The 17,011-nt window shown below is 61.0% G+C and carries 15 protein-coding genes; 8 read left to right on the forward strand and 7 right to left on the reverse strand.

What is annotated here, in order from left to right; genetic code table 11:
- The first annotated feature begins 17 nt into the window (after nucleotides 1-17).
- Both KZH41_RS00505 and KZH41_RS00510 read left to right on the forward strand, forming a co-directional pair.
- Nucleotides 18-1,052 carry a histone deacetylase family protein gene (locus KZH41_RS00505; protein ID WP_242153531.1) on the forward strand — a complete coding sequence of 345 codons (1,035 nt, stop codon included), beginning with the start codon at nucleotides 18-20 and terminating at the stop codon, nucleotides 1,050-1,052.
- Complete coding sequence (locus KZH41_RS00510) at nucleotides 1,049-2,140, forward strand: polyamine ABC transporter substrate-binding protein (protein WP_242153533.1); 1,092 nt, start codon at nucleotides 1,049-1,051, stop codon at nucleotides 2,138-2,140. Before KZH41_RS00505 ends, KZH41_RS00510 begins: the two co-directional genes overlap by 4 nt.
- Here the strand turns inward: KZH41_RS00510 and KZH41_RS00515 are convergent.
- Nucleotides 2,129-3,694, reverse strand: coding sequence for a PLP-dependent aminotransferase family protein (locus KZH41_RS00515; RefSeq protein ID WP_242153535.1), 1,566 nt, complete (start codon nucleotides 3,692-3,694; stop codon nucleotides 2,129-2,131). The two genes, KZH41_RS00510 and KZH41_RS00515, sit on opposite strands and share 12 nt — an antisense overlap.
- 87 nt (nucleotides 3,695-3,781) lie before the next feature.
- On the opposite strand from KZH41_RS00515, the gene KZH41_RS00520 reads away from it, so the two are divergent.
- Genes KZH41_RS00520 through KZH41_RS00530 form a run of 3 tightly spaced genes read left to right on the forward strand, consistent with a single transcriptional unit; the run spans nucleotide 3,782 to nucleotide 5,545 of the window.
- A complete protein-coding gene (locus tag KZH41_RS00520) occupies nucleotides 3,782-4,420 on the forward strand; it encodes an FMN-binding negative transcriptional regulator (RefSeq protein ID WP_094949004.1) in 639 nt (212 codons plus the stop codon).
- Complete coding sequence (locus KZH41_RS00525; protein ID WP_094949005.1) at nucleotides 4,417-4,863, forward strand: GNAT family N-acetyltransferase; 447 nt, start codon at nucleotides 4,417-4,419, stop codon at nucleotides 4,861-4,863. Before KZH41_RS00520 ends, KZH41_RS00525 begins: the two co-directional genes overlap by 4 nt.
- 10 nt (nucleotides 4,864-4,873) lie before the next feature.
- Nucleotides 4,874-5,545: a GNAT family N-acetyltransferase gene (locus KZH41_RS00530; protein ID WP_242153539.1), complete on the forward strand. Its 672-nt coding sequence runs from the start codon at nucleotides 4,874-4,876 to the stop codon at nucleotides 5,543-5,545.
- Between the two features lie 143 nt (nucleotides 5,546-5,688).
- Here the strand turns inward: KZH41_RS00530 and KZH41_RS00535 are convergent, their stop codons facing one another.
- Complete coding sequence (locus KZH41_RS00535; protein WP_263274201.1) at nucleotides 5,689-5,955, reverse strand: hypothetical protein; 267 nt, start codon at nucleotides 5,953-5,955, stop codon at nucleotides 5,689-5,691.
- A 310-nt stretch (nucleotides 5,956-6,265) separates the two neighbouring features.
- Nucleotides 6,266-6,541, reverse strand: coding sequence for a helix-turn-helix domain-containing protein (locus KZH41_RS00540; protein ID WP_263274202.1), 276 nt, complete (start codon nucleotides 6,539-6,541; stop codon nucleotides 6,266-6,268).
- A gap of 186 nt (nucleotides 6,542-6,727) precedes the next feature.
- Here KZH41_RS00540 and KZH41_RS00545 point away from each other — a divergent pair, with 186 nt between their 5' ends.
- Entirely contained in the window at nucleotides 6,728-9,697 is a 2,970-nt protein-coding gene (locus KZH41_RS00545) for an autotransporter domain-containing protein (protein ID WP_263274203.1), read from the forward strand.
- Between the two features lie 109 nt (nucleotides 9,698-9,806).
- Nucleotides 9,807-11,096, forward strand: a complete 1,290-nt coding sequence (locus KZH41_RS00550) for an autotransporter domain-containing protein (protein WP_242153546.1) — start codon at nucleotides 9,807-9,809, stop codon at nucleotides 11,094-11,096.
- A 201-nt stretch (nucleotides 11,097-11,297) separates the two neighbouring features.
- Here KZH41_RS00550 and oadA read toward each other — a convergent pair whose 3' ends face one another.
- A complete protein-coding gene (gene oadA, locus KZH41_RS00555) occupies nucleotides 11,298-13,106 on the reverse strand; it encodes a sodium-extruding oxaloacetate decarboxylase subunit alpha (RefSeq protein WP_094949010.1) in 1,809 nt (602 codons plus the stop codon).
- 11 nt (nucleotides 13,107-13,117) lie between these two features.
- Complete coding sequence (locus KZH41_RS00560; protein ID WP_003213442.1) at nucleotides 13,118-14,533, reverse strand: acetyl-CoA carboxylase biotin carboxylase subunit; 1,416 nt, start codon at nucleotides 14,531-14,533, stop codon at nucleotides 13,118-13,120.
- A 196-nt stretch (nucleotides 14,534-14,729) separates the two neighbouring features.
- Between KZH41_RS00560 and KZH41_RS00565 the strand changes: the two genes are divergently transcribed.
- The gene (locus KZH41_RS00565) at nucleotides 14,730-15,704 is read left to right on the forward strand and encodes a LysR family transcriptional regulator (protein WP_094949011.1); all 975 of its coding nucleotides are present in this window, start codon (nucleotides 14,730-14,732) and stop codon (nucleotides 15,702-15,704) included.
- Here the strand turns inward: KZH41_RS00565 and KZH41_RS00570 are convergent.
- Nucleotides 15,634-15,828 (reverse strand): PA3496 family putative envelope integrity protein, encoded by a 195-nt coding sequence (locus tag KZH41_RS00570; RefSeq protein WP_082895969.1) that lies wholly within the window; start codon nucleotides 15,826-15,828, stop codon nucleotides 15,634-15,636. The genes KZH41_RS00565 and KZH41_RS00570 overlap by 71 nt on opposite strands.
- 225 nt (nucleotides 15,829-16,053) lie before the next feature.
- Nucleotides 16,054-16,920 carry a transcriptional regulator HexR gene (gene hexR / locus KZH41_RS00575; RefSeq protein WP_010168370.1) on the reverse strand — a complete coding sequence of 289 codons (867 nt, stop codon included), beginning with the start codon at nucleotides 16,918-16,920 and terminating at the stop codon, nucleotides 16,054-16,056.
- Nucleotides 16,921-17,011 lie beyond the last annotated feature (91 nt).

Raw genomic sequence — 17,011 nt, forward strand, 5'->3', positions numbered from 1 at the left:
CCTGCGGAGAACAACAAATGCTGACGATCTACTCGGACGATCACCACCTGCATCACGGCCGTTGCGAATTGATGGACGGGCAACTGATGCCCTGCTTCGAAATGCCCTCGCGCGCCGACCATGTGCTGCAACGGGTCAAGGACCGCGACCTGGGCCCGGTGCAGGCGCCGCAGGACTTTGGCCTGGCGCCGCTGCACCGCATTCATAGCCGCGACTACCTCGACTTTTTCAAAGGTGCCTGGCAGCGCTGGACCCAATTCGGTAAGGACGGCGACCTGTTGCCCTACACCTGGCCCGCCCGCACCTTGCGCCGGGTAATCCCCACCAGCCTGCACGGCCAGCTGGGTTATTACAGCTTTGATGGCGGCGCGCCGATTACCGCCGGCACTTGGCAAGCGGCGTATAGCGCGGCGCAAGTGGCGCTCACGGCACAGCAGGCCATCGCGCAAGGTGCCAACGCCGCCTTTGCCCTGTGTCGCCCGCCTGGGCATCACGCCGCCAGCGATTTGATGGGCGGTTATTGCTACCTCAACAACGCGGCGATTGCCGCCCAGGCGTTTCTCGACCAAGGCTATAAAAAAGTCGCGATCCTCGATGTGGATTACCACCACGGTAACGGCACCCAGTCGATTTTTTATGCCCGCAGCGACGTGCTCTTCACCTCGATCCACGGCCACCCGGAGGCGGAGTTCCCGTTCTTCCTGGGCTACGCCGATGAGCTGGGTGAAGGCGCAGGCGTTGGTTTCAACTTCAACTATCCGCTGGCCGCAGGTTCCGGCTGGGAGCGCTGGAGCGCAGCCCTAGAGCAAGCCTGCCGGGAGATCGAGCGCTACGGCGCCGATGTCATCGTGGTGTCCTTGGGTGTGGACACGTTCAAGGACGACCCCATTTCACAGTTCAAACTCGACAGCCCCGACTACCTGGCGATGGGTGCGCGCATCGCCCAACTGGGCAAGCCGACGCTGTTTGTGATGGAAGGTGGCTACGCCGTGGAAGAAATCGGCATCAACGCCGTCAACGTGCTCGAAGGTTTTGAGGAGTCCGCCCAATGAACATGCTCAAGTCGCTCGTCCTCTGTGCTGCGGTTATCGGCGGCGCGGCCCACGCCGAAGAGAAACCCCTGAAGGTCTACAACTGGTTCGATTACATCACGCCCAAGGCGCTTGAAGACTTCAAGGCACAGAACCCCAAGATCAAGCTGGTGTACGACATCTTCGACACTAACGAAGCCCTGGAAGCCAAGCTGCTCACCGGCAACTCCGGCTATGACGTGGTGGTGCCCTCCAATGTGTTCCTGGCCAAACAGATCGAAGCTGGCGTGTTCCAGCCATTGGATCGCAGCCAGTTGCCGAACTGGAACCACCTCGACCCCAAGCTGATGAAGCTGATCGAGGCTAACGACCCCGGCAATAAATTTGCCGTGCCCTACATGTACGGCACCATCCTCATCGGCTTCAACCCGGCCAAAGTCAAAGCAGCGCTGGGCGATAACGCGCCGGTAAACAGTTGGGACCTGATCTTCAAGGAAGAGAACATCAGCAAGCTCAAGCAATGCGGTGTGGCGTTGCTGGATTCACCTTCGGAGATCCTGCCCCTGGCCTTGCAGCACCTGGGCCTGGACCCCAACAGCAGCAACCCCAAGGATTACGTCAAGGCCGAAGCGCTGCTGATGAAGATCCGCCCGTACATCACCTACTTCCACTCGTCCAAATACATGGCCGATATCGCCAACGGCGACATCTGCGTGGCTGTTGGTTATTCGGGCAGTTTTTCCCAGGCCGCCAACCGCGCCAAAGAGGCCAAAAATGGCGTGACCGTGGACATGCGCCTGCCCAAAGAAGGCGCGCCGATCTGGTTCGACATGCTCGCCATTCCCAAGGGCGCGCAAAACCCGCAGGACGCCTACACCTTTATCAACTACCTGCTGCAACCGCAGGTGATCGCACCGGTCAGCGACTTTGTCGGCTACCCCAACCCGAACAAGGACGCCACCGAACTGGTCGACCCGGCGATCCGCAATAACCCCAACCTGTACCCGACCGAAGCCGCCATGAACACGCTCTACACCCTCAAGCCACTGGGGCGTGACGCGGAACGAGCCCGGACGCGGGCCTGGACCAAGATCAAGTCAGGGACCTGAACCGATAGGCGAACGGCGGGTGCCCCATGCCTGCCGTAAGCGCGTCAGCGCCAGGGCGATGTCCGCCTCAGGCACCGCGGCGAAGCCCAGCACCAGCCCGGCACGCTGATCGGCGGGCGTGGTGGATTGGGGTAGCCAATAGCTGCTCAAACCGTTGACCTCGACGTCCGCCGCATGCGCCTGGGCCAGCAATTGCTGCTCGCGCGCCAAGCTGTCCACGCGCACCGTCAAGTGCAGCCCGGCGGCGACACTGGGCAGTTCGCCGACACCTGGCAAGCCACTGGGCCAACCGGCGAGCAAGGCGTTGCGTCGGCTCAATGCGGCACGCCGCATCCGGCGAATGTGCCGCTGGAAATGCCCGGCCGCCATGAACTCCGCCATCACCGCCTGGGTACTGACTTCGGAATGGCGCATGTCCACGGCGCGCCGGCGGGTAAAGGCGTCCACCAATCCTTGCGGCAGTACCAGGTAACCCAGACGCAAGGCGGGGAACGCCACCTTGCCGAAGGTGCCGACGTACAGCACTCGCCCACTGCGATCCAGCGCCGCCAAAGGTGACAGAGGCGCGCCGCTGTAGCGGTATTCGCCGTCGTAGTCGTCCTCGATGATCCAGCCGCCTGCACGCTCGGCCCAGGCCAGCAATTCCAAACGTCGCGCCAGGCTCATTACCACGCCCAATGGGTATTGATGGGACGGCGTGACATACGCCACACGACAATCCTTGAGCGTGTTTAGCACCTGGCAGTCGATGCCCTCGCCATCCACCGGCACACCCTGCAATCGCCCGCCGGCCAAAGCGAACGCGTGGCCTGCCGCACGATAGCCCGGATTCTCCACCGCCACCCCATCGCCGGGCTCTACCAGCAACTGTGCACAAAGGCTAATTGCCTGTTGCGCGCCGCAGGTGATCACAATTTGCTCAGCGGTGCACTGCATGCCTCGCGAGCTGCGCAGGTAAGCGGCGATCAAACCGCGCAGACGGCCGTCACCTGCCGGGTCACCGTAGCAGAGCTGTTGCAAGTCAGGCTTGCGCCAGAATGCCCCATTCAGCTTGGCCCATACCTCAAACGGAAACAGATCAAAGGCCGGCACACCCACACGAAACGCCCGAGGCGGCCCCGAGGGAGGCAGGGACAGGTGGTTATTTTTTACCCGCGTCAAACCCGCGCTGTGGATAACTTCACTGTCCAGATCTTCCGGCAAATCCGCCCACTTTGTGGATAAGGTTGGGGATAAGCCTGTTGAAAACCCTGTGGATAGTTTTGTGGATAGTTTTTTTGCCGTGGGCAGTTGGGCTACATAAGTACCATCGCCGACCCGGCTCTCAATAAACCCTTCCGCATACAGCTGATCGTAGGCGCGCACCACACTGTTTCGCGAGATCGACAGCGCCGCCGCCAAGTCACGTGTGGCGGGCAAGCGTGTGCCGCTGACCAGCCGCCCATCCAGCACCCGCTGGCGCAAGGCGTCATACAGCTGGCGCGTCAGCCCCTGGCGGCGATCCAGCTCGATACCTGCGGGGTTGAATGACAGTGGCGGCGAGATCGACGGCATATTGGACCTATGAAATTGGCGCTAGATGGCTCTTACAACGAACCATTAGCCTGCCTAGGATGCAGGCATTCGCCAAGGAATATTTCCATGTACAGACCCCGCGCTTTTGCTCTCGACGATTTGCCCGAACTGCACCAGCTGATCCAGCACGCGCGCTTGGCGCAGTTGGTGACCTTTGGTGAGCAAGGCCTGCAAGCCAGCCACTTGCCGCTGCTGCTGAACCCTGATGAAGGCCCGAACGGTACGCTTTACGGGCACCTGGCCAAAGCCAACCCGCAGTGGCGTGACCTGCAAAACGGCAGCGAAGCCCTGGTCATTTTTGCCGGCGCCGATGCCTATATCAGCCCGGCGTTCTACCCGGCCAAGGCCGAGCACGGCAAAGTGGTGCCGACCTGGAATTACATCGCGGTGCATGCGTACGGCAAGGCAGAAGTATTTACCGACGCCGAGCGTTTACTCGCCTTGGTCACGGCACTCACCGATCGCCACGAAGGCGGCCGCGCCCAGCCGTGGAAAGTCAGCGACGCCCCGGCCGACTACATTGACGGCATGCTCAAGGCCATCGTCGGTTTCGCCCTGCCCATCGAGCGCCTGATCGGCAAGCGCAAACTCAGCCAGAACCGCAGCCAAGCCGATATCAACGGCGTGCGCGAGGGCCTGGCTGCCAGCATCGATGTGCGCGACCAGACCCTCGCGCGCTTTATTCCCCAAGGAGCTTCAGAATGAGCCAGATCGACATCCGCCAGGTCACTGCCGCCGACCACGCCGCGTGGCTGCCGCTGTGGCAGGCGTACTTGACGTTCTACAACACCGAACTGCCCGACGCCGTTAGCCAAAGCACCTGGCAACGCTTGATCGATGCCAACGAGCCGACCCACTCGGCCCTGGCCTGGCAGGACGGCAAGGCGGTGGGCATGGTCAACTTCATCTACCACCGCTCCAACTGGAGCATCGAGAATTCCTGCTACCTGCAGGACCTGCTGGTGGACCCGGCCCAACGCGGCACCGGCGTGGGCCGCAAGCTGATCGAATTCGTCTACGCCACCGCCAAGGCCGATGGTTGCTGCAAGGTCCACTGGTTGACCCACGAGACCAATGCCACGGCGATCCAACTCTACGAACGCATTGCCGAACGTCCTGGCTTTATCCAATTTCGCAAAGGTCTTTAAGGAGCGCAGCATGCCTATCTCACCCGCCGACTGGAAAGGCGTCCCAGCGCCCACCGTTGAACTGCTCGAAGGGCGTTTTATCCGCCTGGAAAAACTCGACCCCGCGCGCCATGGCGACGGCCTGTGGCAAGCCCTCGAAGGCCCCGGCGCCGACCCGAAGCTCTGGGACTATTTGCCCTACGGCCCGTTTGCCGAACGCACCGCGTTCGATGCCTGGCTCAACAACCATGCCCAGCACAGCGAACCGTATTTCTTCAGCGTGATCGACCGCCAAAGCGGCGACGTGCAGGGCATCCTCAGCCTGATGTCCATCGTCCCGGCCCAGGGCCGCATCGAAATCGGCCACGTCACCTTCGGCGCACCGATGCAGCGCTCGCCGAAAAGCACCGAGGCGGTCTACCTGCTGGCCAAGTACGCGTTCGAGCAGGGCTACCGTCGCCTGGAATGGAAGTGCAACAACGGCAATGCCCGCTCCAAATACGCGGCGGAGCGCTTGGGCTTCAGTTTTGAAGGCGTGTTCCGCCAGCACATGGTGGTCAAAGGGCAGAACCGCGATACCGCGTGGTATTCGATCCTGGATTCGGAATGGCCGACGGTTGGGGCAGGGTTTGAGGAGTGGTTGTCGCAGGCGAACCAGAGTGGTTCCGGCCAACTGAAAACACTGGCCGAGTGCCGAGCCTGACGTTGCAAAACACTCTAGATTAATGTGGGAGCCGGGCTTGCCCGCGATGGCGGCCGGTCAGCACTGCAGATGCTGGCTGACACACCGCCATCGCGGGCAAGCCCGACTCCCACATTAGATTTCAGCGATTCCAAGCTTTGGGCTCAGCCGCCTTTACCCACCTTCCAGCCCAACGCCTTCAAGGCATCACACCCATCCTGCAACAACAGATGCGCTGCCGAAGCGACATGTTGCAGGTCAGCGCCTTCGGCCAACTCGGTACTTAAACAGGTGATGCTATTGAGCAGATCGCGGGCCGCCTGAATGCGCTGAGTGGTGGTTTCAAACAACTCACAGGCTTCGACGTCGTCATTGATGAAGAAAACGGGATTGCAGCTGATATTGCTGTCTAGCGGGGTGTAGGTAGGCATGGCTCTATCTCATTTATTTAAATGAAAACGACCACCCATTGCGGCTAAACAAATTAGGTGGCAGCTGTACGAGGGTTAGCCGACCGGGAAAAATGAAAAACCCGGCACACCCGAAGGTGTCCCGCGCACAGCCGCCATAGACAAAACTGCCAGGCAACAAAAAGCGCCACGTCTGAACGGGCGCTTGTGCATCATTTTTTCCCGACCGGCTAAAGTCGGTCACCGATAATTCGGCGACGACTGAACTATAGGTGAGCCATGAAGGGATACAAACGCCCAAGGAGACGATAAACGCAGATAACTCCTTTTCCTACAAACTTCTGCGAACCTTCATCACACCCATCTTCCATCCAAAGGGGCGGAACACGGCATTCAGCGACTTCAACGTCTGATTTCCCTCGCCCTGTTCGATATGCACCAAAGTACGCACCGAGATTTTGCACATTCGCGCAAACTTAATTTGATTCAATGCCGTCACCTCGACACGTAGACGGCGAACTGCTTCACCGATCTCTATAGTTCCTTCAGAAAGTCCCTCCAGAGTGCTATCCATCAACAGCATTCGCTCATCAATACTCATCGTCATAAGGCAGCAACTTTCTCGTATCAATGGAGGCTGACGGAAAAACTGCAATGTAATGCAGTTGCGAGATCAAACAAGCACGGATATCTGCATTATATTGCAGATTACCCCCTGTCATCTCCCCGACACACTCCTGCAATCCCCCTCCGCTATACAGGTCGACTCGTTTCCATAACAAGGTCGTCTGCCATGCCACCGTCGCCCCACCGCCTCGCACTCGCCATCACTTTATTGGCCAGCGGTCTCGCTGAGGCGGCGCCCACGCCGACCAAAACCTTGCAGATCGACACACCGACCACCACGGCGCAAACCCTGACCGGCAGTGATTCGTTGACGACCTCGGGGCCGGGCAGCATTACCACGCCCGGCGTGGCCGTCACGCTCAAGGATGGCACCAGCGGCGCGGGCGTGGTGATCACCAACGCGGGCAAGCTGGTCTCCTCCGGCGGGCGTGGTATCGACAGTTCGGGGACGATCACCGGGGCGCGCAACTACAGCCTCTATAACCTCGCGGGTGGCGTGATTCAGGGCGCCAACGACGCGCTGCGCATCAACAGCAACTTTGCCAGCGGCAGATTGTTGATCGACAACAGCGGCACCATTCGCTCGGCCACCGGCCAAGGGCTGGACCTGGATGCGATCCGCAGCGCCAACGTCACGACCACTATCATCAACCGCGCAGGCGGGTTGATTCGTGGCGATGCCAGTGACGGCATGAAGACCGGCGCCAACGCCAGCATCACCAACGATGGCGAGATTTCGACCGGCGATACGTTCTCGCGCGACGACAAATTCGACGGCGTCGATGTCGACTCTGCCACCGGCGTGACGGTGACCAACTATGGCCTGATTTCCGGTGGCCGCCACGGCATCACCACCGACCTGGGCGCGACGCTGACCAACTACGGCACGGTGATCGGCCGCAACGGTTCGGGCTTTGGCTCTGATGGCGACGGCACGGTGATCAACCACGGCACCATCACCGGCGCCTACTCCGGGCTGCAACCGGACGGCGACGGCGATGGCGTGGACATCGACAAAATCGCGCATGTCGAAAACTACGGAATCATCCAAGGCATCGGCGCCGGTGGCGTCGACAAAAACGGCTTTGCCAACGGCAGTGAAGGCATCGCCCTGGGCGGCGGCTATGTGTACAACGCCGGCGGCGCGTTGGTCAGCGGCGCCAATAACGCGATTCTGGTGGACGACGGCAGCGACGGCCCGGGCCTTGCCGCCACCACGCTGGAAAACCACGGCACCATCCAAGGCCTGAACGGCTTTGGCGTGAAGTTCGTCGGCAACTTCGCCGACACCGTGATCAACGGCGGCACCATCAGCGGCAGCAACGGCCTGGCCCTGGATCTGGGCGGCGGCGATGACACGTTGGTGTTGCTCGGCGGCAGCCGCTTTGTCGGGCTGGTGGACGGCGGCGCCGGCTATGACCGACTGAGCATGGATGACGCCGCCGGCGGCAGTTTCGGTGACAGCCGCAACTTCGAATGGCTGGACGTGAAACAAGGCACTTGGACCCTCACCGGCAGCGGCGATTTCAGCGATGGCGGCGAGATTTTCAGTGGCGCCAAGCTGATCAACCAAGGCGGCATTGCCGGTCACGTGACGGTCGATGCCGGCGGTATTTATGCCGGTGGCGGCACGGTGGGCAGCCTGGTGGTCAATGGCACGCTGCAGACCAACACGGCGCTGGGCACCGCGACCATCACCCGCGACCTGACCTTGGGCAGCGGTGCGACCCTGGCCTATGGTGTGAACGCCGACGGCAGCAGCGCACCGATCAAGGTCGGCGGCACGGCCAACCTCAATGGCGCGACCTTGGCGGTCAACCCCGGTGAGGGCACATACCCCTGGCAAAGCCACTACACCGTGCTGCAAGCCGCCAGCATCAACGGCACCTTTGGCAAGGTCACCAGCGACTATGCCTTCTTGACCCCGAGCCTGGATTACAGCCCCACCCAAGTCGGCCTGACGTACGCCCGTAATGACATCGCTTTCAGCCAGTTCGCCAGCACCAGTAACGGTGCCAGCGCGGCCAACAGCCTGGCGGGGCTGGGCAAGAACAACCCGCTGTACAACGCCCTGCTCAATACCACCACGGCCACCGCAGGCTCAGCCATCGAGCAACTGGCCGGCAGCAGCACCGCCAACCTCACCAGCGCCACCCTCGGTGCCAGTGCCCAAGTGGGCAGCAGCATGCTGGCGGCGATGCACCAGCTAGGCGGCGGCGCAGGCTTGCTGGTCGGGCTTGAGCAAAAAGACACACCCGTGCTCGCCGCCACTGGTGTACCCGCGCAAGCACGCAACCTCAACGACCCGAACGCCCGTGGCCGTCTGTGGCTGCAAGGCATCGGCAGCTACGGCAAACTCGACGGCGACCACGGCAGCAATGGCCTGACCCAACGTACCAAAGGTACTGTGCTCGGCGCCGACTGGGCGCTCGACAGCGACTGGCGCGTGGGCGTGCTGGGTGGCTATTCGAAAACCGACCTGAACACCACCGGTGTCGATGGCAGTGTCGACAGCTGGCACGCCGGCGTCTACGCCCTGCGCCAAAACGGGCCGCTGGCCTTGCGCCTGGGCGCGGCCTACAGCGGGCACCAGGGCGACAGCAAGCGCACGGTGGCCTTCAACGGTTTCAGCGACCGCCCCACAGGCGACTATGACGCCAACAGCCAGCAAGCCTTCGCCGAACTGGGTTACGCCATGGGCAGTGGCCGCCTGAGTGCCGAGCCGTTTGCCAACCTCGGCTACCAGCGCTACCAGCGTGACAGCTACAACGAAAAAGGCGGCGCCGCCGCGCTGCATGTCGACGGCCAGACCCAGGATAATTTCAGCAGCACGTTCGGTGTGCGCCTGGCGCACCTGAGCCAGCTGGACAACGGCATCAGCCTCACGCCACGCGTGAGCGCCGGCTGGAAGCACACCTACGGTGATGTCGACAGCAACACGCGCCAGGCTTTCCTGGCTGGCGGCACGGCGTTCAACGTCGAAGGCAGCGCCCTGGACCGCAACAGCCTGCTGCTCGAAGCCGGGCTGGACGTCGGCTTGTCGGCCCGCCACAGCCTGGGCCTTGGCTACACCGGCGAACAGGGCAGCAACAGCCGCAACCATGCGCTGACAGGCCAATGGCTGATGCGTTTTTAATCGCGCCGTACTAGAGACAACTCCCGCAAAACAGGGGTCGATGACCTGACAGTTATCACCTCGCCATCTCGCTAAATTCCCGGCCTCACTCATCAGAGGTTGGGATTACATGCCCTTTACACATCACAGACTTGCCCTTGTCCTGGCCCTTGCGCTCAGCGCCACCAGCCTTCCCTACGCACAGGCGCGAGGCGATATCGAGTACGCGCCGTACACATCTCACCCCTACGACGCGATTGACGACAACTGGCTGCAAAAGCCCCCACAGCAAGCAGCACCGGTCAAAGGGGACCTTACCGGCCAGGCCACCTCGTACAATGGCCTGCAAATCGCGAAGGTTCTGGAACCTGCGTTGATGGGCTTGCTGGAGCCTGATGATTTGGACTCGCAAGACCTCAAGGACTTAGAGACACTCACGGACACGTTGAGCAAACACCCCGGTGGGATCGGCGCCATCCTCGAACAGTTAGCCGGCAGCCAGAATGCCAACTTGGCTGCCGCCACCCAAAACGCCACGCAGCAGCTCGGTACCCAACTGCTCTCAACCCTGCGCACCCTGCCCACTGACGACAACGGACATTTCTGGGCGCAAGGCCTTGGCAACGACGCCAGCCTCGACAAACAACGCGGCAGCGCCGGTCTGAAATATGGCACCCAAGGTTTGTTGCTGGGCGCCGACTGGGCGCTGGATCACGCCTGGCGCGTAGGTGTGATGGGCGCAAAATCCACCAGCCACTTTGACGCAAAACGCTTTTCCGCCGACCTGGACAGCTGGCACCTGGGTGGATACGCCGTGCGTCAGGATGGGCCGTTGGCCCTGCGCCTGGGTGCGGTCTACAGCGACCATACCGGGCAGAACAAGCGCAACGTCACCCTGTTTGAATACAAGGAGCAGCTCAAGGGCAACTACAACGCCCAAAGCCAAACCGTGTTCTCCGAGCTGGGCTATCTACTGGGCAGTGAAGACTTGTACATGGAGCCCTTCGCAGGCCTTGGGTTTCAGCGCTATCACCGCGACAGCTTCAAGGAAACAGGTGGCCTGGCCGCGCTGAACGTTGGCTCACAAACTCAGAAAAACCTGAGCAGCACCTTCGGCCTGCGCCTGGCCACGGTGTACCACTTCGACAACCGGATGAGCCTCACACCACACTTGAGTACGAGCTGGAAACACCTCTACGGCGAAGTCGAAAGCCAAGTACGCCAATCCTCTCGCGCTGCGCCGCTCATTGACGCGTTCACCATCACAGGTACGTCTCTGGACCGTAACAGCCTGGACCTGCAAACCGGCCTGGACCTTGCCTTGTCGACACAACATAGCGTCGGTCTAACCTACAGCGCCCAAGCCGGTACCAACAGCCGCAGCCAAGGCCTGATGGGGCAGTGGAAAATGAGTTTTTAAACCCGCCGGGCAGTCAAGACAGACGTGCTTTGTTGTGGGAGCCGGCTTGCCTGCGATGCAGGCACCTCGCAGTATCAGGCACTGCGTCGAGGCCATCGCAGGCAAGCCACAGTTAACCGAGCACGCCCTCAATACGCAGGCGAAAAAAAAGGGGGGCACCTGCCCCCCCGAGGATTAAACGTTAGCCTCGAAGACTGTTAATCAGCCTTCGATTTCAATCAGTATTTCGCCAGGGTTTACCCGGTCGCCCTTGGCCACATGAACGGCGCTGACCTTGCCGGCAATCGCAGCCTGCACTTCGGTTTCCATCTTCATGGCTTCGGTAATCAACACGGCCTGGCCGGCTTTCACCACGTCGCCCTCCTTGACCAGCACGTCGACGATGTTGCCCGGCATCGCCGTGCTGACATGGCCGGGCTCGGTGGCGTGCTTGCGCTTGCTGCCGCCACTGCTGACAAACTCGTTGAGCGGTTCGAACACCACTTCTTCCGGCATGCCATCGATGGACAGGTAGAAGTGGCGCTTACCTTCGGCCTTGACGCCGACACCGGTGATATCGACGCGGTAGCTTTCGCCGTGTACGTCGATAACGAACTCAGTCGGTACACCTTCGCCACCGGCACGGGCCACGCCGCCGGCTTCCGGAATCGGCAGCAGCACTTCGGGCGTCAGGGTGCCGGCGTCACGTTCTTCGAGGAACTTGCGGCCGATGTCCGGGAACATTGCGTAGGTCAGCACGTCTTCTTCGGACTTGGCCAACGCACCGATTTCGCCGCGCAGCTTGGTCATTTCCGGCTTGAGCAAGTCGGCTGGACGCACGTCGATCACTTCTTCGCTGCCGATGGCCTGGCGACGCAGTTTTTCGTTCACAGTGCCCGGCGCCTTGCCGTAGCCGCCTTGCAGGTAGAGCTTCACTTCGTTGGTGATGGTCTTGTAGCGCTCGCCGGCCAGCACGTTGAAGAACGCCTGGGTGCCGACAATCTGCGAGGTCGGCGTCACCAGCGGCGGGAAGCCGAGGTCTTCCCGTACCCGTGGGATTTCGGCCAGCACTTCGCTCATGCGGTTCAGAGCACCCTGCTCTTTCAACTGGTTGGCCAGGTTGGAGATCATCCCGCCCGGTACCTGGTTGACTTGCACGCGGGTGTCGACGGCGGTGAACTCGCTTTCGAACTGGTGGTACTTCTTACGCACGGCGTAGAAGTACAGGCCAATTTCCTGCAGCAGTTCCAGGTCGAGGCCGGTGTCGAATTCGCTGCCTTTGAGGGCGGCAACCATCGACTCGGTGCCCGGGTGGCTGGTGCCCCAAGCGAAGCTGGAGATCGCCGTGTCGATGTGGTCGGCACCGTTTTCGATGGCCTTGAGTTGGCACATCGCGGCCAAGCCGGCCGTGTCATGGGAGTGAATAAAGATGGGCAGACTTTGTTCGGCTTTCAGCGCCTTGACCAGTTCACCGGTGGCGTACGGGGTCAGCAGGCCGGCCATGTCCTTGATCGCGATCGAGTCGCAACCCATCGACTCCAGTTGCTTGGCCTGGGCCACAAAGGCTTCGATGGTGTGCACCGGGCTGGTGGTGTAGGCGATGGTGCCTTGGGCGTGTTTGCCGGCGGCTTTCACCGCCTCGATAGCCACGCGCAGGTTACGCACATCGTTCATCGCGTCGAAGATGCGGAACACGTCGATGCCATTCACGGCAGCCTTGGCGACGAAGGCTTTGACCACGTCGTCGCTGTAGTGGCGGTAGCCCAGCAGGTTCTGGCCGCGCAGCAGCATCTGCAGGCGGGTGTTGGGCAACGCGGCACGCAGCTGGCGCAGGCGCTCCCACGGGTCTTCTTTGAGGAAGCGTACGCAGGCGTCGAAGGTTGCGCCGCCCCAAACTTCCAGAGACCAGTAGCCAACTTTGTCGAGCTTGTCGCAGATCGGCAGCATGTCGTCGGTGCGCATGCGGGTCGCCAGCAACGATTGGTGGGCGTCGCGCAGGATGGTGTCGGTTACGAAGATTTTTTTAGACATTGGAATATTCCTCACAGGCCTGCGTGGGCGGCGATGGCGGCGGCGATGGCCAGGGCCAGCTCTTCGGGTTTGCGCTTGATCGAGTAGTTGGTCAGCTCAGGGTGGCTTTCCACAAAGCTTGTATTAAATTGGCCGCTGCGGAATTCCGGGTTGCGCAGGATTTCTTGGTAGTAGGCGGCGGTGGTCTTCACACCCTGCAGGCGCATGTCGTCCAGGGCACGCAGGCCGCGGTCCATGGCTTCTTCCCAGGTCAACGCCCACACCACCAGTTTCAGGCACATGGAGTCGTAGAACGGCGGGATGGTGTAGCCGGTATAGATCGCCGTGTCGGTACGCACGCCGGGGCCGCCGGGCGCGTAGTAACGGGTAATCTTGCCGAAACTTGGCAGGAAGTTGTTCTTCGGGTCTTCGGCGTTGATACGGAACTGCAACGCGAAACCACGGTGCTGGATGTCTTCCTGTTTCACTGACAGCGGCAGGCCCGAGGCGATGCGGATCTGCTCGCGAACGATGTCGATGCCGGTGATTTCTTCGGTGATGGTGTGTTCCACCTGCACCCGGGTGTTCATTTCCATGAAGTACACCTCGCCCTCGGCGAGCAGGAACTCCACGGTACCGGCGTTCTCGTAGCCCACGGCCTTGGCCGCGCGCACCGACAGGTCGCCGATGTAAGCGCGCTGTTCCGGGGTGAGTTGCGGGCTTGGGGCGATTTCAATGAGCTTCTGGTTACGGCGCTGGATAGAGCAGTCGCGCTCAAACAAATGCACCACATTGCCGAAGCTGTCACCGAGGATCTGCGCCTCGATGTGCTTGGGATTGACGATGCATTTTTCCAGGAACACTTCCGCCGAGCCGAATGCCTTGGTGGCTTCGGAGATCACGCGAGGGAAGGCTTGTTCGAGTTCTTCGCGGCTGTTGCAACGACGAATACCGCGACCGCCGCCACCGGAGGTGGCCTTGAGCATCACCGGGTAACCAATGCGGTCGCCTTCGGTGAGGGCTTCAGCGATGTCGGCAACGTTGCCTTCAGTGCCGGGCGTCACTGGCACGCCGGCCTTGATCATGCTGCGGCGCGCTTCGGTCTTGTCGCCCATGCGGCGGATCACTTCCGCCGACGGGCCGATGAATTTGATCCCACGTTCGGCGCAGATGTCTGCCAGCTCGGCGTTTTCCGATAGGAAACCGTAGCCGGGGTGCAGCGCATCACAGCCGGTTTCCACGGCCAGGTTCACCAGCTTGCGCGGGTTCAGGTAGCCGGCCAGGGGCTCGGCACCAATGCTGTGGGCTTCGTCAGCACGTTTTACGTGCAACGCATGGCGGTCGGCGTCCGAGTAAACCGCGACCGAGCGAATGCCCATCTCGGCGCAGGCACGCACGATTCGTACGGCAATCTCACCCCGGTTGGCGATCAGGATCTTTTTTATCACTTGGAAATTCCCTTGAGCCGATTGCTGCGTTCTTCAACCCGCTGGATCCGAGTCGGCGCGTGACCAAATGTTTCATGACAGTCGCGAGACACACACTATGCGCACCGGAGGATTAACAAAAATCAATAATTATTGGGTTGTGTATAAGTAAAGACTTATAGTTGACCGGACAGCCTGGGGCGAGAGGATTTAAATAGTGCGTAAGTCATTGATGCGTATGACATTACGGCAATTGCAGATCTTCAATGAAGTCTGTGATTTGCGTTCCTACAGCCGTGCCGCCGAGGAAATGTCCCTCACACAACCTGCCGTTAGCCTACAAATTCGCCAGCTAGAAGAGCTGGTCGGCCAGCCGCTGTTCGATTACGTCGGCAAAAAGCTCTACATGACCGAAGCCGCCGAAGCCTTGCAACGGGCCAGCCGCGACATTTTCGGGCGCCTGGAAAACCTCGATATGCAGCTGTCGGACATGCAAGGCTCACTGCAGGGCCAACTGAAGTTGGCGATCGAATCCAGCGCCAAGTACTTCGTGCCCCACCTGTTTGCCGCCTTCAAGCGCCAGCACCCGGAAGTGCAATTGCACCTGACGGTGGTCAACCGCGCCCAGGTGATTCGCCGGCTTTCGGATAACCGCGATGATCTGGTGATCATGTCCATGGTGCCCCAGGACATGGGATTGGAATTTCTGCCGTTTCTGAACAACCCGATTGTCGCCGTGGCGCCGCTCGATCATCCTTTGAGCCTGCAAGGCCCGCTGCGCTTGCAGGACCTGGAGCCTTACACGCTGCTGCTGCGCGAGCCGGGTTCCGGCACGCGGCTGGCTTGCGAGGAGTACTTCAAGGAGAAACGCGTGCACTTCACCCAGACGGTGGAAGTGGCCTCGGCCGAGGCGCAGCGTGAGTGTGTGAGCGCGGGGTTGGGCGTGGCGCTGCTGACGCGCCACGCGGTCAACCTGGAACTGGCCATCGGCGGGCTCAAGGAGCTGCCGGTGGAAGAACTGCCGCTGTACCGCAGCTGGTGCCTGGTGCAGGCCAAGGCCAAGCGCCTATCACCAGTGGCCCATGCGTTCCTGGGCTTTATCCGCAGCGAGCGGGTGCAGATCAGCGCGTTGGCTGAACGCTTCGCTGGGCAGCCGCGGGTGCCTGCCAGTGGAGTTCCGGGTAGTCACTGATGCTCTGGAGTAATTGGCGCTCCTCACAACGGTCTTCGATTGCACGACGGAACGCCATGCGGCGCTGGTCTTCCTGCTGACGACGGGTTTTGACGGTGCTGCTGTCTTCGTATTGCCGGGCCATGTTGAGTCTCCCAATGCGAGTACGGGGAGGTCAGGATGGGCGCGGGGGATGACGGTTTGGCGGCGCGCGGGTTACAGGACGATGAATATTCGGAAATTGGCGCAAAGCCAATGTGGGAGCTGGCTTGCCTGCGATGGCGATGCATCAGCCACCCAATATGGCAACTGACAGACCGTAATCGCAGGCACGCCAGCTCCCACATTTTTGACCGCGCTCAGCCTTTGATCAGTCGTCGAGGGCTTTGACGGACTTAGGCGACAACCGCAGGCTGCGCAAGCTGCGCTTCACGCTCTTGAGGTGGTTGACCAGGCTCGGCCCGCGCGCCATGGCTACACCCATCGCCAGCACGTCAATCACCACCAAGTGGGCGATGCGCGAGGTCAGTGGCGTGTAGATTTCGGTGTCTTCGTGCACGTCAATCGCCAGGTTGACCGTGGACAGCTCCGCCAACGGCGTCTGGCTTGGGCACAAGGTAATCAGCGTCGCGCCGCTTTCACGCACCAGGTTGGCGGTGATCAGCAGGTCTTTGGAGCGGCCGGACTGAGAAATGCAGATGGCCACATCGGTCGGTTTCAACGTAACCGCCGACATCGCCTGCATGTGCGGGTCGCTGTAGGCCGCTGCGGTGAGCAACAGGCGGAAGAATTTGTGCTGGGCATCGGCAGCCACGGCGCCGGAAGCACCGAAGCCGTAAAACTCGACGCGCTGGGCCTGGGACATCGCGGTCACGGCCTTCTGCAACTCCACCGGGTCGAGCTTCTCGCGCACTTCCATGAGGGTGTGCAAGGTGGTGTCGAAGATTTTCAGGCTGTAGTCAGCAACAGAATCGTCTTCGTGAATCGCAAACTGCCCGAAGCTCGCCCCCGCTGCCAGGCTCTGGGCCAGCTTGAGTTTCAAGTCCTGGAACCCGGAGCAACCGATGGCGCGGCAAAAGCGCACGATGGTCGGCTCACTGATGCCCACGCTGTGGGCCAGGTCGGCCATGGAACTGTGCATCACGGCCGCAGGGTCAAGCAGCACGTGATCGGCAACCTTGAGTTCCGATTTGCGTAACAGGTGGCGCGACTGGGCGATATGTTGCAACAGGTTCAAAGGGCAGGACTCTTGTTATTGGCAGGTGCCAGGGATGTAGCAAGCTTGTAGTTATACTACAAGAATTACCGTTTTGCCCGTCCGATGCATC

The sequence above is a fragment of the Pseudomonas sp. YeP6b genome (assembly GCF_025642995.1).
Classification (GTDB): Bacteria; Pseudomonadota; Gammaproteobacteria; order Pseudomonadales; family Pseudomonadaceae; genus Aquipseudomonas.